This is a genomic window from Arthrobacter sp. NPDC058127, assembly GCF_042884555.1.
GTDB lineage: Bacteria > Actinomycetota > Actinomycetes > Actinomycetales > Micrococcaceae > Arthrobacter.
In genome coordinates this window covers 24,808-47,179 of sequence record NZ_JBHVTT010000019.1, presented here as the reverse complement: position 1 = coordinate 47,179, position 22,372 = coordinate 24,808, and the positions used below count along the sequence as shown (strand labels likewise).

The window sequence follows — 22,372 nt, the reverse complement described above, 5'->3', positions numbered from 1 at the left end:
GGTTATGGACGGCATTCGGAGAACCCCGGCAGTGGAGGATCTGATCGCTGCCGTGAAATCAATTCGGCCAGCCTCCGGCGGTTCCGGGTCAGTCGACGGCGGGGCACTGCCCGACAGCAAACTGGGCGACTGTGCCTTGCTGATCGACCAGTTACGTGGGCTTGAGGACTTGAAGTCCGCGGCCGCCGCTGCCCAGGCCCGGATCGCCGTCGCGTTCGATGCCGCCCAGCGCAGCGCCGACGCGGCGGCAGGTGTGCCCGCCGAGGAACGCGGACGCGGCGTCGGAGCTCAAATTGCGTTGGCCCGGCGGGAATCCCCCGCCCGCGGATCCCGGCTCGTGGGACTCGCCAAAGCGCTCGTGACCGAAATGCCGCACACCCTCGCCGCCCTGGACACCGGCCAGTTCACCGAATGGCGCGCGACCCTTTTGGTGAAGGAAACAGCCTGCCTGTCCGCCGAAGACCGCTGCGCCGTCGACGAGGAACTCGCCGCAGACACCGGAACCTTCGACGGCGCCGGGGACAAGGCCATCATCGCCGCCGCCCGGGCCGCGGCGTACCGGCGGGACCCCCGCTCCGTGACCCAGCGCGCCAGCCACGCCGCCACCGAACGCCACGTGAGCCTGCGCCCCGCGCCTGACACCATGACCTACCTGACCGCACTGCTTCCCGTCGCCCAGGGCGTGGCCGTGCACGCGGCCCTGACCCGGTACGCCGACACCCTCCGCACCACCGGGGACACCCGGACCCGGGGCCAGATCATGGCCGATGCCCTGGTCGAACGCACCACCGGCACCCCGGGCGGTATTTGCGGGGTTGAAGTCCAGCTCGTCATGACCGACCGCACCCTGTTCCAGGGCGAGAGCGAACCGGCCAGGCTCCCCGGCTACGGCATCGTCCCCGCCGCTTGGGCACGCACACTCCTCACCGGGAACCACGGCCAGGCCGGTCCCGGCCAACCCGCGAACCGGACCTTCAAGGTCTGGCTCCGGCGCCTTTACACCGCCCCCGGAACCGGAGAACTTGTCGCCGCCGATTCCCGGGCCCGGCTCTTCCCTGCCGGCTTGCGGCGCTTCATCCAAGCCCGCGACGACACCTGCCGCACCCCCTACTGCGACGCACCGATCAGGCATTTCGACCACATCATCCCCTGGCACCACGGAGGACCCACCACCCTGGCCAACGGCGCGGGCCTGTGCGAAGCATGCAACCACACCAAGGAACTCCCCGGCTGGACAGCACGAACCGGAGCAGCAACAACCCAGCACGGGACACGGCATGTCCTGGAGATCCGCACCCCCACAGGACACCACCACCGGTCAACAGCCCCGCCCCTGCCAGGCTTCCACCTGTCCGCTGCCAGCCAGGTGACCAGCAATTCACCCGGCGCGGCCCCACCCGCCACGACGGAACACTACTTCGGGGACCTGTACTACAGGCGCCTGCAACGACAGCCGGCCTAGGATCCCGGATTCTGGAGCCGGGCCTTCAGTGCCGCCGTGTCCACGCCCAGCTTATTGAGCAGGACGGCGGCCGGATCGGGTTCGTGCCGTTCCAGCAGTGCGAGCAAGAGGTGCCGGGTGGTGATCCTGCGGGCCTTCTCCCGGGTGGTCAGTACCAAGGAGTCTTGAATGACTGAGCGGGCGGCCGACGTGAAGGTGGTTCGGCTGCTTCCCTTGGGCGCATCCAGCGGGCCGAAGTCCCCCAACGTGATGCCCACGGCTTCCAGCGCCTGCTGGTCGAGGGTGTCGAGCTGGGCGCGGGCAGATTCGAGGTCCGTCTCCAAAGTCCGGCAGCTCTCTGGGTCGTGGAGCAATCCCAGCAGCAAATGGTCCGTGCCGATTCGCCGGTCTCCACGGCGTTTGGCTTCCTCGGCGCCAGCATGGACAGCAGTTCTGGCTTCGCCGGCAAATCGTTCAAACATGGCAGGCTCACTTTCCGTATTTGGCGTGGACCGACTGCTTGGAGACGCCCAAGGCATCACCGATTTGCTCCCAGGACCAACCCTGCTCCCGCGCGAGGGCTACGTTGGTGGCCTCGACTTTTTCGGCCAGGCGATGCAGGGCACCGACGGCGCGGAGGCCAATTACCGGGTCCGTCGCCCGGATGTGGGAAGTCAGCTCATCACCATTCATGCTGTCAGTTTGAACTGACAGCATGAGCCTGTCAATACAGACTGACGGAATCTTCCTGAAGGGGGATTGACCTGACGCGCCGCCGCATCGCGATCCTCGGCCAACGACTCATGCCGACCAAACCCTCGCACTCCAGGATGCCCCTGAGTCCGTCCTCTAACATCTCCGGGCCCAGCTCCTCGAAACCAAGCCTGCGATAGTACGGCGCATTCCACGGAACATCACGGAAAGTGGTCAGGGTCAGCCAGTCCAGCCCCTCGGCGTGCGCCCACTTCTCGGCAACGTCGAGCAGCTCGCTCCCGAGACCTCGCCGCGCATGCGATGGGTGGACACTCAACTGCTCCACGTGTGCGTTGCCGTCGAGGTGCTCAATCAGAAGATAGGCCACGGGAACATCTGACGCGTCGGCAAAGACAAAGGCACCACCGCGCGCCTGGTAGAGAGCCATTTCCGTGACGGTTAATGGCTCGTCGTCTGCGATGGCGTCCATTCCACAGGAGCGGAAGATCTCCCCCGCGGCGAATTCGATCCCCCGGAGCCGTTCCAGTTCGTCCGCGCGGGCCGTCCTGATCATGCGGCGGCACCGTTGCGGACGAGATATTCGTTGCGCAGTTCGATGAGGTTCTGCAGGTATCGCCCCAGGTGCCGGAAGAAGCGAAAGGGGCCCCGCACTTGCTCGTCCGTAAATGAATCGGGAAAGCGAAACCGGGTGATGCGGCTGCTCATCCTCAGGGGGACAGCGAAATGCCAAGCCTGCCAGGTGACCTCGTCGCCTTCCGAGAGCAGTCCGGACACGACGCCGGCAACCGCACGTTCCCGGGACTTGGCCATGGAGCCGACGTGCGCGTCGACGTTGCGGGCGAGGTCGACGAGCTCCCCGGGTTCCATTCCGATATGGGTACGGCATGTGAACGACACAGTCATGCTTCGATCCTGCCACCGTTTCGCCCGGCCCACGTGACGGCTGCGCTGCAGCCAGCGCAGCCGTCACCGAGCCGTACGCCTCAGTTCGACGGAAAGTTGTACGAAGCTCCCGAAGCGTGGGCCGACTCGGGCCAGCGGGAGGTGATGACCTTGCCGCGGGTGTAGAAGGACACGCCCTCGGGGCCGTAGATGTGCTTGTCCCCGAAGAGCGATGCCTTCCAGCCGCCGAAGGAGTAGTACGCCACCGGAACTGGCAGCGGCACATTGATGCCGATCATTCCAACGTCCACTGAACGTTGGAATTTCCTGGCAGACGCTCCCGAGGAGGTGAAGATCGCCGTGCCGTTGCCATAGGGGTTGGCGTTGATGAGCCTGATGCCTTCGTCCAGGTCCTCCACCCGCACCACCAACAGGACAGGTCCGAAGATTTCCTCCCGGTAGGCGCTCATTTCGGTCTTGACGTGGTCGATCACGGTGGGGCCTACCCAGAAACCGTCCTCGTGGCCGGGGACCACAAGGTCGCGGCCGTCCACGACCATCGCCGCGCCGGCCTGCTCTGCTTCGCTCACCGTCTTGACGATGAACTCGCGGGATTCGGGGCTGATCACGGGACCCATGTCCGCGTCGGCGTCGGTGCCGTTCTTGACCTTGACGTCGAGGGCACGCTCTTCGACCTTCTTGACCAACAGATCGGCGGCATCGCCGACGGCGACCGCAACAGAGATTGCCATGCAGCGCTGGCCGGCGGAACCGAACGCCGCGGCGGCCAGGTGGTCGGCGGCGTTGTCGAGGTCGGCGTCGGGCATCACGATCGCGTGGTTCTTCGCGCCGCCCAGTGCCTGGACCCGCTTGCCGTGCGCCGTCGCCACTTCCAGGATGTGCTTCGCGACAGGGGTGGAACCCACGAAGGAGATGGCGTCCACGTCCGGGTGCGTCAGGAGCCCGGAGATGACATCGCGGTCTCCGTGGAGGACCTGGAACACGCCGTCCGGCAGCCCGGCGTCCTGGAACAGCTTGGCCAGCAGCATCGCGGCCGAGGGCACGCGGTGCGAAGGCTTGAGGATGAAGGCGTTGCCCGTCGCGATCGCCATCGGCGCCATCCAGAGCGGCACCATGACCGGGAAGTTAAAGGGCGTAATGCCCGCGACGACGCCGACGGGCTCGCGGAACGAGAAGACGTCGATCCCGGTGGAGACCTGGTCCGAGTACTCACCCTTGAGCAACTGCGGGATGCCGCAAGCGAACTCGATGACCTCCAGGCCACGGCCGATCTCGCCCTTGGCGTCGTTGAGGACCTTGCCGTGCTCGGCGGTGATCAGGGCCGCGAGTTCGTCCACATGCGAGGCGACGAGCTCACGGAACTTGAACAACACGGCAGTGCGCTTGGCCAGCGAAATGTCGCCCCAGCTTGCAGCGGCTTTCTTTGCGGCGGCAACGGTGGCGTCCAGATCAGCCAGGTTGGCGAGGCGAAGCTCGGCCGTCACGGCACCCGTGGCCGGGTTGTAGACGGGCTTGGTGCCGGTTCCGCTGCCCGCGGTCTCGGCTCCGCTGATGAAGTGGTTGATGATGGTCATTACTGCTCCTGTAGTAGGTGGTGCTCCACGGCATGTACGTCGTTGACATCCCGCGGCAAGCCGGTGGCGAGTGATTCCTGGAGCGCCAGGCGGACGGCCAGGTTCTGTTCGGTCAATTCCCTCTGGACGAGTTCGGGTCCGGAGTTGCGCACCCAGGCGCTGAACCGTTCGATCTCCGTCTTGAACGGGTCTTCCCCGATGTCGACAGACTCGCTCCGGCCGTCGCGGAGGGACACGGTAACTCGGGCAATTTCGCCCGGGTCCGGGTCGAAGGCCTTGTCCAGGGTGATGTGGCCTTTCGTGCCGATGATCTGGAACGTGTTGGTGCGGGGGCCTTCGAAGCCGCAGTCCAGTGTTCCCAGGACGTCCCCATAGTCCAGGATCGCGGCCATGGTCGTTTCCACTGGGTCCGTGCGGCTTGTGCCTTTGCCGTAGACGGTTCGCGGCGCGCGGCCCATGACCATGTTCATGATGTCGACGGCGTAGCATCCGACGTCGTTGAGCGCGCCTCCGTCCATTCCCGGCTGGAGGCGGACCTCGCCTTCGCTTCGGTCCATGACGAAGTGGAAGCGGGCGTGCATGGACACCAACTCGCCGATCTTGCCCGAGTCGATGAACTCACGGACCTTCTGGTGCTGGGGGTGGAAGCGGTACATGAACGCTTCCATCAGGTTCACCCCGTTGCGTTCGCAGGCTTCCAGCACCCGGCGGTAGTCGTGGGTGTTGGCGACGAGCGGCTTCTCGCAGAGGATGTCCTTTCCAGCCTCCGCGGCCGCAACAATCCAGTCGGCGTGCAGCGAGTTGGGAAAGGGCAGGTAGACGGCTTCGATGCTTGGATCGGCGAGCAATTCCTCGTGGGAAGAATAGGCGGCCGGGATGCCGAAGCGCTCTGCGACTTCGGCTGCCTTTCCGTTCGGGCTGCTGATGGCCGATGCAACGGCGTTCCGGGCGCGGCTCATGGCGGGCAGGAACCTGCCTTGGGCGATCCGTGCCGTGGTCAGCACTCCCCAGCGGACCGCGCTCATCGCTCGATTTCCGTTTCGAGTTGACGTAGGAAGGCCACGGACTGCCGGACATCCTGGACCGGGCCGTCGTCGATAGGTTCGGCGTCGAGGATGGTGTCCTGCTCCATGGTGAACCAGCCCTCGTAGCCGGCATCCAACAGGTCCCGGACGATTCCGGCAATGCCGACGTCGCCTTGACCCAGCGGCACGTACATCCCTGATTTGACGCCGTCCGTGTACGAAATCTCCCCCGTCTGGACACGCTTCGCAACAGCGGTTCGCACGTCCTTCAGGTGGGTGTGGCCGATACGGGCTGCGTAGCCGCGGACGAGCAACGCCGGATCGGTGCCGCCGATGAGCAGGTGGCCAGTGTCCAGGCAAAGGTTTGCTGCGGTGTCGTTCAAGACCCGGTCAACATCCGAGGTGCTCTCGATCATGGTTCCGACGTGCGGGTGGACCACCGCCTGGATACCTTTGTCAGCGGCGGCCTTGACCACGGCGTCGAGGTTCCTGCCAAACAGCTCCCAGCCTTCGGCGTCGAGCTCGTGGCGCTGATCGTAGCCTGCGACGCCGGTCTCCGCGGCGAGGACCATGACGCTGGCCCCCGCAGCTTCGTAAGCATCCAACTCAGCCGACACAACATCCAAGGGGTTCTTGGACGGATCGTGCAGGATGACGGGGAAGAAGCCGCCGATGGCCTGGAGGTTGTGCCGCTTCAGCACGTCCGCGCGTTGGGCGGCCTGTTCGGGGAGGAACCCTGCGGGGCCGAACTCGGTGGCGCTGATGCCCAGGGCGGTCATTTCGGACAGAACCCTGTCGGCCTCAAGCTGGTGGCCCCAACCGGGGACTTCACAGACGCCCCAGGAGATGGGTGCTGCGGCAAGGCGCTTGGTGATGGTGCTCAATCTGATCCTCCGTATACGTTTTGGTCCCAGTCGATGACCGAGCCCGTGACAACACCGCTCCTGTCGGAGAGGAGAAAGACAATGAATTCGGCGATCTCGTCCACTTGTCCGAGCTTTCCCATGGGAACGGATGCGTTGGCTTTTTCGAGCCAGTCCTCCCCTGCGCCGTGGAATTTCTTCTGGGTTTCGGCTTCGCCGTCCGTGGCGGTCCAGCCGATGTCGAGCCCATTGATGCGGATCTTGTCCCAACGGTGGGCATGCGCCGCGTTGCGGGTTGCTCCGGCCAGGCCGGCCTTGGCCGCCACATACGGCGCCAAGTACGGCTGCCCGCCGAGTTCGGCGATCGAGATGACGTTCACGATGCTTCCTGGCACACCCCTGCTACAAAGGTGCTTGATGGTTTCGGCCATGATGAAGAACGGCGATTTCAGGTTCACCGCGATGTGCGCGTCGAAAAGCTCGGGCGTGGTGTCCAGCATGGTGCCGCGGGTGGTCAGTCCGGCAGCATTGACGGCGCAGTCGAGTTGCCCGAAGACGTTGATCGTCTCAAGCACCGAGTTCCGGGCCTGTTCGACGTCGGCGAGGTCGGTTTTAATGAACCGGGTTTCGACACCGGATGCTGTGATCTCCGCGGCGAGCCGTTCACCCGAGTCCGCGTTCCGCCCGGTGATCGCAATCCCGGCCGCACCTTCGGCGGCTGCGCGTCGTGCGACGCCGGCCCCCAAACCTTGGGTGCCTCCGCTGATAAGGACCACTTTGTCTTGGAGAAGTGGCATGGCTACGGCTGCCCGATCTTAACTGAGTTTTCGATCCTGACAGCGCGGCCGGAACGGGCGGACTCTTCGGCCGCGTTGGCCAGGGCGAGTGCCTGCAGGCCGTCGTCGAATCCCGGGCTGCAGGCAGTGCCCGAGCGGATGGCCTTGGCGAAACCGTCCAGCTCGTTCCGGTAGGCCTCGGCGTAACGCTCCAGGAAGAACGGCAGGTAGGCGTCCGCCTCTTCGGCGCCGGCCGCACCATACTTGCGCACCGTCGTCGGGCTGACGTTGCCCGCGTTGAGCATCCCTTCGCTGCCGAACGCCTCCAGTCGCTGGTCGTAGCCGTAAGCGCTGTGGCGGGAGTTGGTGATGGTGACCAGTTCGCCGTCGCGTCCCCTAAGGGTGATGACCACGGAGTCGAAGTCACCGGCTTCCTCGATGTAGTCGCAGAACACGTTGGCGCCCGAAGCCGACACCTCGACGATGTCCGGCACGAAGAACCTGGCCATGTCGAGGTCGTGGATGCTCATGTCCCGGAAGATCCCTCCCGAGGTGGCGATGTAGGCCGCCGGGGCCGGAGCGGGATCGCGGCTGATGATGGTGAGCTGTTCGAGGCGGCCGATCTCTCCCGCCGCAACACGGCGCTGGATGGCCGCGAAGTGCGGATCGAAGCGCCGGTTGAACCCGAGCATAAGGGGGGTGTTGTTGCCCTTGATCGCGTCGCGGCATGCGAGTGCACGGTCAATGTCGAGGTCGATTGGCTTCTCGCAGAGGGCCGCCACGCCTTGCGCCATGGCACGCGAGATCAGTTCCACGTGCGTGCTGGTGGGCGAGCCGATCACGACGGCGTCAAGGTCACCGTTCGCGAAGACCTCGTCGGCAGTCTCGACGGCGATGGCTCCGGTCCCGGCCGCCAACGTGCGGGCCCCTTCGATGAAGGGATCGGCGATCCAGGCCAATTCCAGGTCCGGGTGGGCGGCGATGTTCCGGGCGTGGACTTGCCCGATACGGCCCGATCCGAACAGCGCGACTTTGAGGGGTCGATCAGTGGACATGTGCATTGGTCCTTTCTAGTGGGCTGCCCGGAGAAGACCGGGGCCTTGGCTTGGTTCTGGAGAGTTGACGGGGACATGCTCAACAGAGGGACCTGTCATGGCCCTGCCACCGCCGCGGGCGTGCGGCCTGCGAGGACGTCAACCGCACCTTGGGCGGCGTCCCTGACGGTGTGGGCCATGCCTTGCCGGGTGAATCCCATCAGGTGCGGAGTCAGGACCACGTTTTCATGGTCAAACAGCGGGTGGTGGGCAGGCGGTTCGGGATCGTACACATCCAGTCCGAGCCCGGAGAGCTGTCCCGACCGCAGTGCCTCGTAGGCGGCGTCGAGGTCGATGAGGCCGCCCCGGCTGCAGTTGATGAGGACCGCTCCGGGCCTCATGGCCTTGAGGCGGTCCGCGTTGATGAGGTTCTGGTTCTCCGGTGTCAGCGGCACGTGGAGGGTGACGAAATCGCTGCCCTCAAGCAGCTCCTCCACGGTGTCGCACCGGATTTCCGCGGGAACCTCCGCGAACGGATCGTAGGCGAGAACCTTGAGCTCGAAGGCTTCGGCGATACGCGCCACCCGGCGACCAATGCGGCCGTATCCGATGATGCCGAGCGTGAATCCCTCGAGGTCTCCGACGCCGACGGCGGCCCGCTGCTCCCAGCGTCCCTCGATGACCAGCGCGGTCAGCGGAGAGAGCTTCTTGACGAGGGCGAGCAGGTGGGCGAACACGCCTTCGGCCACCGAGGCGGTGTTGCTTCCGGGTGTGATGACCACCGGAATTCCGCGTCGATTGGCCTCGGCGACGTCCACGAGCTCGGTTCCCACGCCGGTCCGGGCGATGACTTTGAGCGCCGGCATGCGGTCCAACAGTTCCCGGTCCACGCGGTAGGCGGCCCTGACAATTGCCGCGTCGGCGTTCGCCAGATCCGCGTCGGTGGGGTCCTGGATGAGTCGCTGGTGTTCGGACAGGAGCGGTTCCACCAAGTCGGGCTCAACGCTGCCGAGAGCGACGAAGATTTGGGGTGTGGTTTTGGAAGCCATCGTCATCCTTGAAGATGTGGAGGGGTATGGGGCGGTGCCAGGAATGGCACCGCTGATACGTCTAGAGGCCTGTGTTTTAGAGGCCCAGGAGGCTGGACTTCCGCACGACCAAGTGGGGCGTGACGGAATGGTGGACGAAGCCGCTGCCTTCACCATGGATGCGTTCCAGGAGGGTTTTGGCCCCTGTGACGCCAATGGTGGAGCTGTCCGGGTCAACAGTGGTCAGTCCCAGGCGCGGCATGGCACCCAGCGCGATGTTGTCATAACCGGTGACGGCTATTTCGATGCCGCGTTCATCGGCAGCCGTCATGGCACCAAAAGCGGCAAGGTCGTTGATGCAGGCCAGCGCTGTGGGGCGCTGGTGCGTGGAGCGGGAACTCAGGGCCCTTTGGGCGGCAACATAACCGGATTCCTGGAAGAAGTCGGCGTCGACCACACGGATGTATCGGGCCAGACCGTGCTCTTCCATTGCTGCCGAATACCCGTCCACGCGTTCCCGGCCGACCGAGCCACCCAAGCCGCCAAGGTGCACGATGTTCTCGTGTCCCTGGGCGATCAAGTGCTCAACAACCATGGACATGCCGAGGGCATCGTCGCTTCGCACGATATCGGCGGTATCGATGTAGTCCGGTCCACCACCTGCAAAGACCACAGCTCCGCCGGAAACGGCCCGGCTGAACGGTGCTTTGTCAGGCACGGTTCCGACGACGAGCAGGCCCGCGACCCGCAAGTCCCGGAAGGCCTGGAGGATGGACTGGTCCACCCCCCTGCCCGCCGCTGTGACCGCACTGAAGAGGACGGTGTGCCCGGCCTCTTCAAGTACGGTCCGTGCGGCGTCGGCGACGTCAAAGGCCCACGGGTTGTGCATGTCGCTGACCAGCACACCGATGGTTCCGCTGTCCCGTGTTGCCAGGGACCGGGCTGCGAGGTTCAACTCGAAGCCCATCTCTTCAACAGCCTTGAGCACCCGCTGGCGGCGTTCGTCGCTGACGCGCGGTGAGTCGCGCAGCACGAGTGAGACCAAGGACTTGGAAACGCCGGCGCGTTCTGCCACGTCCATGATCGTTGGCCGCCGGGCGGATGGAGGTGCCATGGTTATGCCCGCGCTGCCGTCGTGCCGTGGATTTCCTCGATCTTCTGCCATTGACCGGACAGCGAGGACGCTTCCGCAGCGCTGACAATGGCAGCGGCCGAGGCGGCGTCGTGGATGTTGGAGTTTTCCTGTGCTCCTCCAGCGACGGCGACGAGGAACTTCTTGGCTTCGATGACCTTGAGGTCGTCAAAACCCATGCTGTTGCCGGGCCCGGGCTGGAAGTGCGAGTAATCCCCATGCCGAGGGCTGGCGTTCACCGTGGTGTAGCCCTGCTCGTCGTTGTTCCGGCCCAGGCAGACCTTGAGTTCGTTCATGCGCTCGAAGTCCCATTTGAGCGAGCCCTCGGTCCCGTAGACCTCGATCTGGTAACCGCATTCGGGTCCAACGGCAACGCGCGAGGATTCGATGGTGCCGACGGCGCCTGCCCCGCGGGCGGACGGGCCGAAGCGGACCAGCGCTGCAGCGTAGTCCTCATTCTCGACCTCTCCCATTTCACCGTTTTCGATCACCGCGAAGTGCGTCCCTGACCCCATCGCCAGCTTGGGGCGCTGCGTGTAGACCGTGCTTGTGAGCGCGGTTACCTCGGCGATGGGCCCAACTACATATTGGCACAGGTCGGTTGCGTGGCTGAACAAGTCCGCCAGCACGCCGGTGCCGGCGAGTTTCCGGTCAAAGCGCCAGGACAAAGCGCCGTTGGGCTCGGACGCGTATCCGGAGAAGAACACCGCGCGGACATTCGTGATGCGCCCAAGGCGCCCGTCCGCGATGAGCTTCCGCGCGTGTTCCACCGCCGGAGCGTGGCGGTAGTTGTATCCGATGGAGGTCACGACGCCGGCCTCCACGGCGGCTTCCTGCACGGCTGCGGTTTCCTCGTAGCCGCGTCCAACAGGCTTTTCGATCCAGAAGTGCTTGCCGGCCTTGGCCGCCGCGATACCGATTTCGGCGTGCAGGAAGTTGGGGGCGCAGATCGAGACAACGTCCACGTCCGGGTGGTTCAGGACATCGTGGTAGTCGGTGGTGCCTTCCGCGAAGCCGAGGACATCGCGGGCGTAGTCCACCCGGTCCGGTGCTGTGTCCGCCGCGATGACGAGCTTGGTGGTCAGGCCAAGCTCAGGGTAGGCGTACGGTACCGTCTGGTAGGCGCGCGAGTGGAGCTTTCCCATCCATCCGACGCTGATAAGGCCTACACCGACTGTGCGGGATTCTGGGCTCACGTTCATGCCTTTCTCGTTGAAAATTCTTGTCAGTTGCGGGCTGTGTCGAAGGCGTCCCGGAACGCCGCCGCCATGATGGTGGAGTCCGAGCCGATGGCCACGAACCGGAAGCCTTGGCGGACGTACTTGGCCGCCGCCATGCCGTCCACCGCGAGGATGCCGGCAGCTTTGTTGTGCAGTTGCGCGGCCGCGACTACCCGCTGGAGTGCCTCCTGGAAGACATTGCTGTCCAGTTGCATCGGGACGCCCAAAGCGAAGGACATGTCCATCGGTCCGACGAAAAGGACATCCACGCCGTCCTGCGCCGCGATCTCCTCCACGTGCTCCAGCGCGTCCAGGGTTTCAATCTGGACGATTCCCACGGCTGATTGCTGGTCTGCGCTCAACGGAGCCCGGTCCATCCCCCAGCGGCACGCGCGGTTGTACGTTGCCACGCCGCGGTCGCCGTAGGGCGGATACAGCATGTGCTTCACGGTGTGGCCGGCTTCCTCCACGGAATTCAGGCGGGGAACCATGATGCCCGCTGCGCCTTGATCCAGGACCCGGCCGATGCGGATCCGTTCTCCGCTCTCCACGCGAACAATGGTGGGGACGCCGTAGCTTCCGGCCGCAAGGACACCGTCGCGGACCGCATCCTCACCGCCGGAACCGTGCTCAAGATCGACGAGCACCCAGTCCGCGCCGGCAGCGGCGCACACTTCCACCGCGGTTGCCGAAGCCATGCCAACGAAGGTTCCCAGGGTCACGTCTCCGGCGGCCAAGCGGCGCCGCAGCCGACCGCCGTCGAGCGGTCCGCCGTCGTAGTTGCCGCCACTCGAGGCGTTCATCCGAACCACCGCTGGCGGCCCTTTGCCTGCTCGTAGTCCGAGCGCAATGAACGGACCCATTCCTGTCCGGACACTTCTGCGGGAGCTACGTCCCACCAGACGTCGCCGCCAGGCAGGTCGACATGGGGAACGGTGGGCACCACGATCACGACGGGTCCTTGGGTGTCGCGAGTGGAAGACAGCGCTTCCCGGACCTCTGCCGCCGTGGTGGCACGGATAGCGAGGGCGCCTAGGCCTTCGGCGATCTGCCGGAGGTCCACCTTGAGGTAGTCGCCGTCGAGCCGCGCCTTCGGGGCGTCGTCGACGGCGACGCTTCCGCCGGTGGTACGGTAGCGGAATTCGTTGCCGAATTCGCGTCCCATGCGGTTCATCTGCAGGCGGTGGATGACCTGGTAGCCATGGTTCTCTGAGACAACAACCGTGACGTTGAGGCCTTCCTGGGCCGCGGTGAGGATTTCCGTAGGTGCCATGAGGAACGTGCCATCACCGATGAAGGTGACCACGCGGTTGTCGTTGTTGCCCTCGGCCAAGCGGACCCCCATGCCGGCCGCGATTTCGTAACCCATGCAGGAGAAGCCGAATTCCAGGTGGCAATTGCGGTTGCCCGTGGCATCCCAGACCTTTTGCAGGTCACCGGGAGGTCCTCCGGCCGCGGCGATGATAGTGTCGCCGGAGCGGGCGTGCTCCTGCATTAGTCCGATCAGCTGTGGCTGGGTCAGGACGGCTCCCGTGACCGGCGCGTCCGGGTGGTCTTCCGGGCGGTAGGGCGTGTCGGCGTCGAGCCATTGGGACCGGATCGGGGCCCACTTCGCCTTCTCGGAATGGACTGTTTCCTGCCAGTTTTCAGCGGTGCTGTGGCCCTCCAAGGCCCGGGCAAGTGCTTCCAGGCCTAGACGGGCGTCCGCGAGGATGCCGGTTGCGCCTTGCTTGCGGGTATCGGCGTCCACGATGTTCAAGGACGCGAAACGGACGTCCGCGTTCTCGAAGATCGACTGGGAGCCGGTGGCGAAGTCGGTGAGGCGCGTGCCGACGCTAAGGACCAGGTCGGCTTGCTTGACCAGGGTGTTGGACGCGAAGTTGCCCTCGAGCCCGACGCCGCCTACTTGCCACCATTCGTCCTTGGTCACGGCGCCCTTGCCGCCGAACGTCTCGACGACGGGAATCCCGACCTGGCCTGCCAGCGCCTCGAGCGCCGCGTGGGCGTCGGAGTAGTGGATGCCGCCGCCGGCGATAATCACGGGACGCTCGGCCGAACGGATGAGCCGGGCGACGTCGTCGACCTCTTCCAGGTCCGGAAGCGGACGCCGGATCTTCCAATCGCGTGGCTCGAAGAATTCGACCGGGAAGTCGTAGGCGTGGGATTGCACGTCCTGAGGAAGCGAAATGACCACTGCGCCCGTATCCGTGGGGCTCGTGAGCACGCGCATTGCCTGCGGAAGGGCGGTCAGGAGCTGCTCCGGGCGGTTGATCCTGTCGAAGAAGCGCGACACGGGGCGGAACGCGTCGTTGACCGTGGCATCAGCCTCGGTGGGGTGTTCCAGTTGCTGCAGCACGGGTCCCTGGTGACGCGTGGCGTAGGTGTCGCCGGGCAGGAGCAGCAGGGGGACCCTGTTGACCGTTGCCAGGCCGGCGGCGGTCACGAGGTTGAGCGCGCCCGGGCCGATGGAGGCCGTGACGGCGAGGACTGCCTGGCGGCGGCTCGCCTTGGCGTACGCGGTGGAGATGTGGGCAAGGTACTGCTCGTGCCGGCCCTGGATGAACGGCATGTCGTCGGCCAGTTCATCCAGTGCCTGGCCCAGGCCCGCCACGTTGCCGTGCCCGAAGATTCCGAGGGCGGCAGGGACCAAGCGGCGGCGGACGCCGTCGGCCAGCGAATACTGTGCGGAGAGGTACTTGATGACCGCTTGGGCTGTGGTGAGCCTGATGGTCTGCGATGGTGTGGTCATTGCCTTATTCCCGTTGTCGTGGTTACCAGGGGCGCCCGTGCAGGACGACCGTCTTCTCTTCGGTCATTTCCTGGACAGCAGAACGGACGCCTTCCTTGCCGATTCCGCTGCCTTTCAAGCCGCCGTAGGGCATGAGATCGGCCCGCCACAGCGGCGACCAGTTGATGTGGATGTTGCCGGCGTCGATCTGCCGCATGGCCTGTACCGCACCGGCGACGTCGCTCGTGAAGATGCCTGCACCCAGCCCGTACTCGTTGTCGTTGGCCATCGCGATGGCGCTTTCCATGTCCTGCGCGGAGGAGACCGCGACGGCGGGCCCGAACAGTTCATTCCGGCTCAGCGGCGACCGGGGGTCGACGCCGGCAACGACGGCGGGAGTCACCACGGCGCCGTCACGGTCACCACCGGTGAGGACACGGGCGCCGGAATGGCGGGCCTCGAGGATCGAGGTGTGGACGCGTGAGGCTTCCTCTTCGGAGATCAGCGAGCCGAGACGCGTGTCCTCTTCCTTGGGGTTGCCCACGGCGATCGCTTCGACCTTCGGGACGAGAGCGTCCAGGAAGTCTTTTTCCACGCGACGGTCAACGATGACCCGCTGTACCGAAATGCATACCTGGCCTGCGTTGACGTAGCCGCCAGCCGCCACTGCAGTGGAGGCGAGTTCGAGATCGGCGTCCGGCAGGATGATCACCGGGCACGAAGCGCCCAACTCAAGGGACAGCTTCTTCACGCCCGCGATCGAGCTGATGCGCGTTCCGATGCTGGTGGAGCCTGTGAAGGACACCTTGCGGACCCGCGGGTCCGTCACCAGCACGTCGCCCAGGGAGCTGCCGGGTCCGGTGATCACGGACAGCGCCTCGGGCGGCAGGCCGGCGTCGACGAAGCACTGCGCCAGCTTCAGCGCCGTCAGCGGTGTTGCGCGGGCCGGTTTAAGTACGACGGCGTTACCGGCCGCCAGCGCGGGTGCGATCTTGTGCAACACCAGCAGGGCCGGGTAGTTGAACGGCGTGATGGCGACGACGATGCCCACAGGCTGCCGCAGCGTGAAGCCGATCTTGTCCAAACCTGTCCCGGCGTTTGCGTCCAAAGGAAGCGTGGAGCCGTACAGCTGGCTCCCTTCGTAGGCGGCGAGGCGGATGATGTTCCCGGAGCGACTGGCTTCGCCCCGGGCTTCCGTGATGGGTTTACCGGATTCGGCGCTAATAGTCTGGGCGATGTCCTCGGCACGTTCATCCGCCAGGGCGGCCGCGCGCAGGAGGATATCGACACGCACGTGGGCCGGTGTTGTCCTTTGCAGGTGGGCGCCGATTTCGGCACGGTCAAGGGCGGCTTGGGCGTCCTGGACCGTCGCAACGGGGACTGTGTCGATCGTCCGGCCGTCGAAGGGCGAGCGGACTTCCTCTGTCCTTCCGTCGGCGGCGCCGCGCCAGTTTCCGGCTATTAGCATTTCCATGGTTGCTCCATCGGGTTGTAAACGTTCGCGCTTAGTGGCGCTTGGTGTTGCTTTCGTATGCCGCGTCCGTGACTTCGGCGACTTCGGCTTGGACTTCCTTGAGGGCCTCCGTGTGCCCGCCGAGTTGTTCGAGTTCGTGGGCGAGTTCTGCCAGTTCCGCGCCGCCGGCCATCTGGGCGGTGAGTTCGTCCAGGGTGATGTCCTTCTTGTCGTAGTAGCCGATCGACTTGCCGCGCTTGAGCAGCAGGAACCGGTCACCCACAGGGAAGGCGTGGTGCGGGTTGTGCGTGATGAAAATGACGCCCAGCCCGCGGTCGCGGGCCTGCAGGATGTAGCGGAGCACGACGCCGGACTGCTTCACGCCCAGCGCGGCCGTCGGTTCGTCCAGGATCAGCACCTTCGCCCCGAAATACACGGCCCTCGCGATCGCGACACACTGGCGCTCCCCTCCGGAGAGCTGGCCGATGGGTTGTTCCACATCGCGCAGGTCGATGCCCATCTGGGCCAGTTCCTTCAGCGTGATGTCCTTCATCTTCTGGACATCCATGGACTTGAACGGCCCGAACCCGGTGGTCAGTTCCGAGCCGAGGAAGAAGTTCCGCCAGATCGGCATCAACGGGACCACGGCCAGGTCCTGGTACACGGTGGCGATGCCCGCGTCCAGGGCGTCGCGGGGGGAGTTGAACTTCCGCTCATCGCCCATGACGTGCAGCACGCCCTCGTCGTGCTGGTGGAGTCCGGCGATGATCTTGATCAGCGTGGACTTGCCCGCACCGTTGTCCCCCAGCACACAGGTCACCCGGCCGTTGTCCACGGCCATCGTCACGTCGCGCAGGGCGATGATGTTCCCGTAGTGCTTGCCCACCCCGTCCAGGGAGAGCAGGTGCACGGGGGTGTGGGTCAGCGGGTCCTTCTCATCCCGGAGCAGGGTCTGCTGGTCGATCTGTTTGGCATTCATGTTCTTGCGGCCCTTCTACTTGAGCTCTGCGCGGCGTTTGACGATGAGGTTCACGATGGTGGCCAGCAGCAGCATCAGGCCCAGGAAGAACTTGAACCAGTCCGGGTTCCACTGCGCGTACACGATGCCCTTGTTCGCCATCCCGAAAATGAACGCACCGATCGCCCCGCCCACCGCGGAACCGTAGCCGCCGGTGAGCAGGCAGCCGCCGATCACCGCGGCGATGATGTAGAGGAACTCGTTGCCCACGCCCTCACCGGACTGCACCGCGTCGAAGGCGAAGAGGTTGTGCATGCCCAGGATCCAGCCGCAGAACCCGACCGCCATGAACAACCCGATCTTCGTCTTCGTCACCGGCACCCCCACCGCACGGGCCGCGTTCGCGTCCCCGCCCACGGCGAAGATCCAGTTCCCCACCTTCGTGCGCAGCAGCACCCAGGACGCGATGGCGACCAGGATGATCCAGAAGAACACCGTGATCTTCACCTCGACCCCGCCGATGCTGATCGAGGACGCGAACACCGCGTGCGCCGACTCGAAACCATCCAGCTTCGAAATCGACGGGGACGACACACTGCCGCCGATCAGCCGGGTCAAGGCCAGGTTCAGGCCCGTGAGCATCAGGAACGTCGCCAACGTCACAATGAAGGACGGCAACTTCGTCTTGACCAGGATCCACCCGTTGATGAAGCCGATCGTCAGGGAAACCAGCAGTGCAATCACCACTCCGACCCAGGCGTTCATCGAGAAGTACCAGCTGAACAGGGAAGCGGTGAGGGCCGAGGAGATCACGGCCACACCGGTGGAGAGGTCGAACTCGCCCCCGATCATCAACAGCGACACCCCCACCGCCATGATCCCGATCGTGGAAGACCCGTACAGGATCGTTGCCAAAGCATTCGGCTGGGTAAACGTGCCGGACACCGAAGCGAAGAAAATGAAGAGAACAACGGCCCCCACCAGGGCGCCGACTTCAGGACGGGCCATCAACTTGCTCAACGGGCTCCGCTTCGCGACCCGCTCATCCGCGGCAGTTTTGGGTGCCGGGGCAGTAACTAAAGCCATGAAATACCTTTCTTCTCGATCAGCTCGCGCGGCAAAGAAATCGTGCCGCGCGAGCCGAGCGGTCATCGGATTAGCGGATGCCCTGCTGAACGAACTTCAGAACGTCGGAAATGTTGGACTTGTCCACGATCGTCGGGCCCGTGAGGACAGGTTGCCCGCCACCGACCTTGAAACCACCAAGCTTGTTCTGCCAGATCGAGTCAATGGACAAGTAGCCCTGGAGCCACGGCTGCTGGTCCACCGTGAAGAGCACCTTGCCATCGTTGATCGCCTGCGCCAGCGCGGGGTTCAGGTCGAAGCTGGCCACCTTGATCGGGCTGTTGGCATCTGCCACGGCTTTGAGAATGGTCAAGGTGAAGGGAGCGCCCAACCCGATGATCACGTCAGCGTCCTTGCTGGCCTGCAGTTTCGCCGTCGCAGTGGACTGCACCGCCGTCATATCGGCCCCGTTGACATATAGGATCTCGGTCCCGGGCACCTTCGTCTTCACGCCTGCGCACCGCTGTTCGAGTTGCACCTGTCCCTGTGACATGATCACGCAGATGGGGTGCTTGTAGCCCTGCGAAGCCAGCTTGGCGCCCACCGCTTCGCCGGCCAGGGTCTCATTGGAACCGAAGTGGGTGAACGCGCCCATCTGCGCGGAGACGTCACCGCCGGCGTTGAAGCTCACCACCGGGATGCCGGCGTCGGTGGCCTTCTTCAGCACGTCCTTCATGGCGCCTGGGTTGGCGATGGTGACGGCGATGCCGTCAACCTTCTGGTCGATGGCCTGCTGCACCAGCTGGGACTGGCGCCCCGCGTCGGCGTCGCTCGTATAAAGAACCTCGACATTGTCCTTCGCGGCCGCCGCCTCCGCGCCTTTGCGGACGATGTCCCAGAACGTGTCCCCAGCCTCGGCGTGGGTGATGAGCGCCACCTTGATCCGGGGAGTGCTGGCGGCTTGTCCGCCACCGGCGGCGTTGGCGGTGTCAGCCGGCTTCCCGCCTCCGCTGGAACAGGCTGCCAGGGCCAGAAGCGGTACTACGGCCAGCGCCACTGCGCCCCGCCGCCAATTGAGCTTTGCCACGTGAAATCTCCTTTGATGTCGCGTACTTCGACCGTCGACCCCGTATCTGTGCCGTCGAAGGCAGGGGACGCCGGAACCATCTAGCTATGAACGGATGTGATCCACTTTTCGCAATGTGATTCAGATCGCTTTGTGGAACGCTCCAACGCTAAATCAAGGCTTGACCAATTGTCAATGGAGCGTTCCAATTAGATTGTGACTGGGTATCCGCGCCCTCACCTGCCGTAACTAGCCGCGCACTGTCGCGAGGAGAACGATGACGTACTCAAGCACACCCGAACTAATCGCGACCTGCTGGACCAGCGCAGGAGACATCGCGCCTTTGACCAACCCCGAGACAAGCCCGGTCCCCCTGGGCGAACGACTGGAAGCCATCGCCTCCACCGGATGGGCAGGGTTCGGATTGGCGTGCGACGACCTGGTGGCCGCAAGGGACACCATCGGCTTCTCCGGGCTCAGGAAACTCATCGATCAAGCAGGTTTCCGCCACGTTGAAGTCGAGCTTCTCAGCAACTGGTGGGACGAATCCCGCTCCCACGAATGGAAGCCGCAATTCGAACTGCTGCTCGAGGCGGCCGAAACACTGGGCGCGCGCTTCATCAAGATAGGAACGGCGTTCGGTGAGCCCCTGGATGATCTCGAATTCCTGGTGGAACCGCTGCGGCACCTGACAAAGGAAGCCTCACAACGAGGGACCCGCATTGCGCTCGAGCCAATGCCGTTTTCGATGGTCGGTTCGATGCCGGCGGCGGCCGAGCTCATGCGATCTGTCGATATGCCGGACTGCGGTTTGGTGGTTGATTATTGGCATGTCTTCCGGGCTGGAACGAGCTTGGATGAGCTGTCCCGCAGTCTTACCCCCGATCAGATTTTCGGCGTCGAGCTCAATGACGCTGATGCGGAAATCAAGGGGACGCTCTTCGAGGACACTCGCGACAATCGCCGCCTTTGCGGAGAGGGCGACCAAGACGTCGCAGGGTTCATCACAACGCTCCAGGCGATCGGCTTCAAAGGGCCGTGGGGCGTGGAAATCCTCTCCGAAGAACACCGCGCACGTCCCGTTCGCGAAGCGCTGGAATCCGCCCGCTCGACGGCGTTGCGATGCTTCCCGGCCTGACGCCCCTTTCGGGCACGTTGGCCACGGTCACGGGGGACGCCAGGAGGATGCACCTCCAGCACGACTGGGTGGCGCTACTCGGCGAATTGATCCAGATCCGGTTGGATGACAGGACAGTCCGCACCGGTCGCGTTGACGGCGTCACCCCGGACGGAGCCATCCTCTGGATCGAGGGACACGGCGCCGAGTCCCGCACGATGTTCGAGCGCTGCGAGGGGTTCACCGCGTGGATCGACTACAAATGGGATTCAGCGGGATGCCGCTGACCTCGGTGCGATCACCAACGACCGCCAGCGCGCGACGCACAAGTTAACGTTGTGACCCAGCTAATGGCGCGGATCTTGGGGTGCTGATAACTTCCCAATGATCGACTGAATTGATTGGTGGTGTCCCGTTGCGATCAATCATGGCCCATGCCCGTGCGCTCCACACCGTTCCACCGGCAAGCAACGATCACCTGGCCGCCGTCCGCGTCGCACTGAGCGTCGCCGTGCCGGCACTCGTGCTTCTCGCAGTTGGCCGGGCGGACCTCATCATCTACGCCGTGTTCGGCGCCCTGACCGGCATGTACGGTCGTGCCGAATCGCATCAACTGCGGCTCAAGCACCAGGCCCAGGCCGCGGCTGTACTCCTGGCCGGCGTCTCTGTGGGCACGTTCTTGTCCGTCTCCCATATCCATTCATGGGGATTGGTAGTAGTCGAGGCGCTCCTGGCGGGTGTTGGCTCGCTGTTCTCGGACAAGGTACGGCTCAAACCCAATGGCCCGTTCTTCGGGATCCTGGCCCTTGGAGCATGCGCTTCCGTCCCCGGGCACCTCCCTTTCCTTGCCGCGGTCCTGATCTGCGCGGCATCGGCAGCGTTTTCGATGGTGGTGGGTTTTGCCGGGTGGCTTCTGTACCGGGTGTGGGAACGTGGCGCCGTCCGGGACATTCCGGCATCCTCGGCGCGGCTGCGCCAAGCAGCCGGGCTTCACGCGGCCCGGTATGTGCTCGCCGTCGGCGCGGCAGGTGCTTGCGGAGTGCTCACGGGCAGCGGGCACCCGCACTGGGCCATGGCTGCCGCCGCCGTTCCGCTGGCCGGAGCCGATGTGCCGAGCCGCCTGCACCGCGGCATTCACCGCATCGTGGGGACGTTCCTCGGATTGGCGATTGTCGCCGTCGTACTCTTTCCGGGACCACTGTCTCCGCTGCACTATTTCCCGGGACAAACCACCATCATCCTTGCCCTGCTGGTGATCGGTTTCCAGTTCCCCACCGAGCTATTCATGGCTCGGCACTACGGCTGGGCCATGGTGTTCTTCACTCCGGTCATCCTGCTCATGACTCAGTTGGCGGCGCCCGCGGATCCCGGTGTGCTGGTCCTGGAACGCGGGGTGGAGACGTTCGTGGGAGCCGTGATCGGGATTGCGGTGGCGGTGCTCGTCCAGGCGCCGCGGCTCACTTCGCGGGCCCGGATTCCTTCGCGGCGAGGCGAGGCGGACCCGACGTAAGCTTCGCCGGCAGGAAGCGCATGACGGCGGTGAGCGCTTTGTAGCGCTTCGACGGAATGGACACTCCTTTGCCCCTGGCGTTGTCTTCCAACCCTTCCCGGACAACGCGCTCGGCCTTCAGCCACAAAAAGCGCGGAGCCACCGACTTGTCCATGCCCATGCGATCGTGGAACTCCGTGTGGGTGAAGCCCGGGCACACCGCGGTGACTTTCACGCCGCTGCCGGCATACGCAGTGTTCGCCCAACGGCTGAAGCTGACCTGCCAGGCCTTGGCCGCCGAATAGCTTCCCCGGTTCGCGAATGCCGCAACGCTCGCAACGTTGATGATCCGGCCCGACTTGCGTGCCAACATCACCCCCAACGCCGCGTGGCACAGCTCCATGGGCGTCTGGACATGCAGCCGCAAATGCCGCTTTTCGTCTTCCACATCGTTTTTCTCGAAAGAGTTCAGCAAACCGATTCCGGCGTTGTTGACCAGCACGTCCACCGGCCGCGAAGCGTCCCGCAACCTGGCCGCCACAGCCGCAACCCCGACGTCGGAGGTCAAGTCTGCGCGCAGGACCTCCACAGAGATACTGAAGTCCCGCTCAAGCACCTCGGCGCTTGCCCGCAGCCTGCTTTCATCGCGGGCCACGAGGACGAGGTGGTGGCCGGATTCGGCAAGCTGGCGGGCGAATTGCGCACCGAGTCCGGCAGTAGCACCGGTGACCAAAGCGGTGAGTTCGTTGGCACGAGTTGTCATGCGCCCAGACTAGTCCCGTCGGG

Annotated in this window: 23 protein-coding genes; 4 read left to right on the top strand and 19 right to left on the bottom strand. The window is 64.8% G+C overall.

The genetic code is table 11. From position 1 onward, the window contains the following. Positions 1-4 precede the first annotated feature (4 nt). The gene (locus ACFVTG_RS20030; RefSeq protein ID WP_390282620.1) at positions 5-1,462 is read left to right on the top strand and encodes an HNH endonuclease; all 1,458 of its coding nucleotides are present in this window, start codon (positions 5-7) and stop codon (positions 1,460-1,462) included. On the opposite strand, the gene ACFVTG_RS20025 is transcribed toward ACFVTG_RS20030, so the two are convergent. From ACFVTG_RS20025 to ACFVTG_RS19940, 18 genes are all read right to left on the bottom strand, one after another. Continuing rightward, positions 1,459-1,923, bottom strand: a complete 465-nt coding sequence (locus ACFVTG_RS20025; RefSeq protein ID WP_284754423.1) for a Clp protease N-terminal domain-containing protein — start codon at positions 1,921-1,923, stop codon at positions 1,459-1,461. The genes ACFVTG_RS20030 and ACFVTG_RS20025 overlap by 4 nt on opposite strands. 7 nt (positions 1,924-1,930) lie before the next feature. Then, positions 1,931-2,134 (bottom strand): hypothetical protein, encoded by a 204-nt coding sequence (locus tag ACFVTG_RS20020; protein ID WP_390282619.1) that lies wholly within the window; start codon positions 2,132-2,134, stop codon positions 1,931-1,933. A 31-nt stretch (positions 2,135-2,165) separates the two neighbouring features. Beyond that, positions 2,166-2,708, bottom strand: coding sequence for a GNAT family N-acetyltransferase (locus ACFVTG_RS20015; RefSeq protein ID WP_284754420.1), 543 nt, complete (start codon positions 2,706-2,708; stop codon positions 2,166-2,168). Next, complete coding sequence (locus ACFVTG_RS20010; protein ID WP_390282618.1) at positions 2,705-3,058, bottom strand: cyclase; 354 nt, start codon at positions 3,056-3,058, stop codon at positions 2,705-2,707. Before ACFVTG_RS20010 ends, ACFVTG_RS20015 begins: the two co-directional genes overlap by 4 nt. A gap of 80 nt (positions 3,059-3,138) precedes the next feature. Then, positions 3,139-4,632, bottom strand: coding sequence for a CoA-acylating methylmalonate-semialdehyde dehydrogenase (locus tag ACFVTG_RS20005; protein WP_390282616.1), 1,494 nt, complete (start codon positions 4,630-4,632; stop codon positions 3,139-3,141). Then, entirely contained in the window at positions 4,632-5,657 is a 1,026-nt protein-coding gene (locus tag ACFVTG_RS20000; RefSeq protein WP_390282615.1) for a Gfo/Idh/MocA family protein, read from the bottom strand. The genes ACFVTG_RS20005 and ACFVTG_RS20000 overlap by 1 nt, the downstream gene beginning before the upstream one ends. Beyond that, positions 5,654-6,541: a sugar phosphate isomerase/epimerase family protein gene (locus ACFVTG_RS19995; RefSeq protein ID WP_390282614.1), complete on the bottom strand. Its 888-nt coding sequence runs from the start codon at positions 6,539-6,541 to the stop codon at positions 5,654-5,656. The genes ACFVTG_RS20000 and ACFVTG_RS19995 overlap by 4 nt, the downstream gene beginning before the upstream one ends. Then, positions 6,538-7,317, bottom strand: a complete 780-nt coding sequence (locus ACFVTG_RS19990; RefSeq protein WP_284754411.1) for an SDR family oxidoreductase — start codon at positions 7,315-7,317, stop codon at positions 6,538-6,540. The genes ACFVTG_RS19995 and ACFVTG_RS19990 overlap by 4 nt, the downstream gene beginning before the upstream one ends. Positions 7,318-7,319: 2 nt before the next feature. Beyond that, entirely contained in the window at positions 7,320-8,351 is a 1,032-nt protein-coding gene (gene iolG, locus ACFVTG_RS19985) for an inositol 2-dehydrogenase (RefSeq protein WP_390282613.1), read from the bottom strand. A 95-nt stretch (positions 8,352-8,446) separates the two neighbouring features. Further along, complete coding sequence (locus ACFVTG_RS19980; RefSeq protein ID WP_390282612.1) at positions 8,447-9,379, bottom strand: hydroxyacid dehydrogenase; 933 nt, start codon at positions 9,377-9,379, stop codon at positions 8,447-8,449. Between the two features lie 76 nt (positions 9,380-9,455). Next, a complete protein-coding gene (locus ACFVTG_RS19975) occupies positions 9,456-10,472 on the bottom strand; it encodes a LacI family DNA-binding transcriptional regulator (protein WP_390282611.1) in 1,017 nt (338 codons plus the stop codon). 2 nt (positions 10,473-10,474) lie between these two features. Further along, positions 10,475-11,686 (bottom strand): Gfo/Idh/MocA family protein, encoded by a 1,212-nt coding sequence (locus tag ACFVTG_RS19970; RefSeq protein ID WP_390282610.1) that lies wholly within the window; start codon positions 11,684-11,686, stop codon positions 10,475-10,477. A gap of 29 nt (positions 11,687-11,715) precedes the next feature. Further along, positions 11,716-12,513, bottom strand: a complete 798-nt coding sequence (locus ACFVTG_RS19965; RefSeq protein ID WP_390282609.1) for an HpcH/HpaI aldolase/citrate lyase family protein — start codon at positions 12,511-12,513, stop codon at positions 11,716-11,718. Beyond that, positions 12,510-14,459 carry a 3D-(3,5/4)-trihydroxycyclohexane-1,2-dione acylhydrolase (decyclizing) gene (iolD, locus tag ACFVTG_RS19960; RefSeq protein WP_390282608.1) on the bottom strand — a complete coding sequence of 650 codons (1,950 nt, stop codon included), beginning with the start codon at positions 14,457-14,459 and terminating at the stop codon, positions 12,510-12,512. Before iolD ends, ACFVTG_RS19965 begins: the two co-directional genes overlap by 4 nt. A 22-nt stretch (positions 14,460-14,481) precedes the next feature. After that, positions 14,482-15,912 carry an aldehyde dehydrogenase family protein gene (locus tag ACFVTG_RS19955; protein ID WP_284754403.1) on the bottom strand — a complete coding sequence of 477 codons (1,431 nt, stop codon included), beginning with the start codon at positions 15,910-15,912 and terminating at the stop codon, positions 14,482-14,484. A gap of 31 nt (positions 15,913-15,943) precedes the next feature. After that, on the bottom strand, positions 15,944-16,870 hold the full coding sequence (locus tag ACFVTG_RS19950) for an ATP-binding cassette domain-containing protein (protein WP_390282607.1): 927 nt from the start codon (positions 16,868-16,870) through the stop codon (positions 15,944-15,946). 15 nt (positions 16,871-16,885) lie between these two features. After that, positions 16,886-17,935, bottom strand: a complete 1,050-nt coding sequence (locus ACFVTG_RS19945) for an ABC transporter permease (protein ID WP_284754400.1) — start codon at positions 17,933-17,935, stop codon at positions 16,886-16,888. Between the two features lie 70 nt (positions 17,936-18,005). Next, complete coding sequence (locus ACFVTG_RS19940) at positions 18,006-19,001, bottom strand: substrate-binding domain-containing protein (protein ID WP_284754399.1); 996 nt, start codon at positions 18,999-19,001, stop codon at positions 18,006-18,008. 256 nt (positions 19,002-19,257) lie between these two features. Between ACFVTG_RS19940 and ACFVTG_RS19935 the strand changes: the two genes are divergently transcribed. The 3 genes from ACFVTG_RS19935 to ACFVTG_RS19925 all read left to right on the top strand — a co-directional run bounded on the left by ACFVTG_RS19935 (position 19,258) and on the right by ACFVTG_RS19925 (position 21,607). Further along, entirely contained in the window at positions 19,258-20,118 is an 861-nt protein-coding gene (locus ACFVTG_RS19935; RefSeq protein ID WP_390282605.1) for a sugar phosphate isomerase/epimerase family protein, read from the top strand. Next, positions 20,103-20,384, top strand: a complete 282-nt coding sequence (locus ACFVTG_RS19930; RefSeq protein WP_284754397.1) for a hypothetical protein — start codon at positions 20,103-20,105, stop codon at positions 20,382-20,384. The genes ACFVTG_RS19935 and ACFVTG_RS19930 overlap by 16 nt, the downstream gene beginning before the upstream one ends. Positions 20,385-20,524: 140 nt before the next feature. Next, complete coding sequence (locus ACFVTG_RS19925; protein ID WP_390282604.1) at positions 20,525-21,607, top strand: FUSC family protein; 1,083 nt, start codon at positions 20,525-20,527, stop codon at positions 21,605-21,607. Here the strand turns inward: ACFVTG_RS19925 and ACFVTG_RS19920 are convergent. Beyond that, positions 21,555-22,349, bottom strand: coding sequence for an SDR family NAD(P)-dependent oxidoreductase (locus ACFVTG_RS19920; RefSeq protein ID WP_390282603.1), 795 nt, complete (start codon positions 22,347-22,349; stop codon positions 21,555-21,557). The two genes, ACFVTG_RS19925 and ACFVTG_RS19920, sit on opposite strands and share 53 nt — an antisense overlap. Positions 22,350-22,372: the final 23 nt, after the last annotated feature.

What these genes read in the sequence shown, in the direction of transcription:
- ACFVTG_RS19930 (WP_284754397.1), top strand. Translation starts at nt 20,103, where the DNA reads ATGCTTCCCGGCCTGACGCCCCTTTCGGGCACGTTGGCCACGGTCACG.
- ACFVTG_RS20005 (WP_390282616.1), bottom strand. Translation starts at nt 4,632, where the DNA reads ATGACCATCATCAACCACTTCATCAGCGGAGCCGAGACCGCGGGCAGC.
- ACFVTG_RS19980 (WP_390282612.1), bottom strand. Translation starts at nt 9,379, where the DNA reads ATGGCTTCCAAAACCACACCCCAAATCTTCGTCGCTCTCGGCAGCGTT.
- ACFVTG_RS19965 (WP_390282609.1), bottom strand. Translation starts at nt 12,513, where the DNA reads ATGAACGCCTCGAGTGGCGGCAACTACGACGGCGGACCGCTCGACGGC.
- iolD (WP_390282608.1), bottom strand. Translation starts at nt 14,459, where the DNA reads ATGACCACACCATCGCAGACCATCAGGCTCACCACAGCCCAAGCGGTC.
- ACFVTG_RS19955 (WP_284754403.1), bottom strand. Translation starts at nt 15,912, where the DNA reads ATGGAAATGCTAATAGCCGGAAACTGGCGCGGCGCCGCCGACGGAAGG.
- ACFVTG_RS20020 (WP_390282619.1), bottom strand. Translation starts at nt 2,134, where the DNA reads ATGAATGGTGATGAGCTGACTTCCCACATCCGGGCGACGGACCCGGTA.
- iolG (WP_390282613.1), bottom strand. Translation starts at nt 8,351, where the DNA reads ATGTCCACTGATCGACCCCTCAAAGTCGCGCTGTTCGGATCGGGCCGT.
- ACFVTG_RS20025 (WP_284754423.1), bottom strand. Translation starts at nt 1,923, where the DNA reads ATGTTTGAACGATTTGCCGGCGAAGCCAGAACTGCTGTCCATGCTGGC.
- ACFVTG_RS19950 (WP_390282607.1), bottom strand. Translation starts at nt 16,870, where the DNA reads ATGAATGCCAAACAGATCGACCAGCAGACCCTGCTCCGGGATGAGAAG.
- ACFVTG_RS19945 (WP_284754400.1), bottom strand. Translation starts at nt 17,935, where the DNA reads ATGGCTTTAGTTACTGCCCCGGCACCCAAAACTGCCGCGGATGAGCGG.
- ACFVTG_RS19990 (WP_284754411.1), bottom strand. Translation starts at nt 7,317, where the DNA reads ATGCCACTTCTCCAAGACAAAGTGGTCCTTATCAGCGGAGGCACCCAA.
- ACFVTG_RS19975 (WP_390282611.1), bottom strand. Translation starts at nt 10,472, where the DNA reads ATGGCACCTCCATCCGCCCGGCGGCCAACGATCATGGACGTGGCAGAA.
- ACFVTG_RS19925 (WP_390282604.1), top strand. Translation starts at nt 20,525, where the DNA reads ATGGCCCATGCCCGTGCGCTCCACACCGTTCCACCGGCAAGCAACGAT.
- ACFVTG_RS19920 (WP_390282603.1), bottom strand. Translation starts at nt 22,349, where the DNA reads ATGACAACTCGTGCCAACGAACTCACCGCTTTGGTCACCGGTGCTACT.
- ACFVTG_RS20015 (WP_284754420.1), bottom strand. Translation starts at nt 2,708, where the DNA reads ATGATCAGGACGGCCCGCGCGGACGAACTGGAACGGCTCCGGGGGATC.
- ACFVTG_RS19935 (WP_390282605.1), top strand. Translation starts at nt 19,258, where the DNA reads ATGACGTACTCAAGCACACCCGAACTAATCGCGACCTGCTGGACCAGC.
- ACFVTG_RS20010 (WP_390282618.1), bottom strand. Translation starts at nt 3,058, where the DNA reads ATGACTGTGTCGTTCACATGCCGTACCCATATCGGAATGGAACCCGGG.
- ACFVTG_RS20030 (WP_390282620.1), top strand. Translation starts at nt 5, where the DNA reads ATGGACGGCATTCGGAGAACCCCGGCAGTGGAGGATCTGATCGCTGCC.
- ACFVTG_RS20000 (WP_390282615.1), bottom strand. Translation starts at nt 5,657, where the DNA reads ATGAGCGCGGTCCGCTGGGGAGTGCTGACCACGGCACGGATCGCCCAA.